At 55.1% G+C, this 838-nt stretch carries 1 protein-coding gene; it reads left to right on the forward strand.

Translation table 11 applies throughout. The features are described from left to right. Positions 1 to 66 precede the first annotated feature (66 nt). A protein-coding gene (locus ACZRMS_RS26285) for an IS5 family transposase (RefSeq protein ID WP_371926216.1) occupies positions 67 to 821 on the forward strand; the annotation gives its coding sequence in 2 pieces (ribosomal slippage) (positions 67 to 393 and positions 396 to 821; 753 coding nt in all). The last annotated feature ends 17 nt before the right edge of the window (positions 822 to 838 follow it).

The raw sequence follows: 838 nt of genomic DNA on the forward strand, positions 1-838 counted from the left end.
TAGGGGGCGTTCTCATTTGAATCGAGCAGGTTAAATCCGTAACCTTCAGTGGATTTGGAGCAGCGGATGAGTCGCCATAGGCTTCTTCATGATGATCAATGGGAACGGATCAAAAATCTGTTGCCAGGCAAGGCCCATGATCGAGGCGTCACCGCACGCGATAACCGTCAGTTTGTCGAAGCGGTACTCTGGATTGCTCGTACGGGTTCGCCGTGGCGTGACCTCCCGGAAACCTACGGTCATTGGCATAGAGTCTATGTGCGCTACAGTCGCTGGTCACGCAAAGGCGTTTGGGTGCAGATGATGGAGGCACTCGCTGCTGACGCTGACTTGGAGCATTTGATGGTGGATGGCAGCATCGTGCGGGTTCACCAGCACGGTGCGGCAAAAAAACAGATCAGGACATCGAGGCCATGGGTAAGTCCCGAGGGGGACTGAGTACCAAGATTCATGCGGCGGTCGATGCTTTGGGCAATCCGATACGCTTGCTGTTAACGCCTGGGCAAGCCTCGGAGTATGGTCAGGCTGAAGCGTTGATCGAGGGTTTCGCCTTCGAGGCCGTCTTGGCCGACAAGGGGTATGACTCAGACGCTTTTGTTGAGGTCATCCAGCGTCGTGGCGCTGAGGCGATCATCCCCTCGAAAAAGAATCGCCTGAACCCTCGCAGCCTTGATCGACATCTGTACAAGGCTCGCAACCTGGTAGAGCGCTTTTTCCAGAAGCTGAAGCAGTTCCGCCGGATAGCGACACGATATGAGCGACTGGCCAGGAATTACCAGTCGATGTTATCCCTTGTGTCTGCTGTCATATGGCTCGCCTGAATGAGAACACCCCCTAG

The organism is Pseudomonas sp. B424 (genome assembly GCF_055408345.1).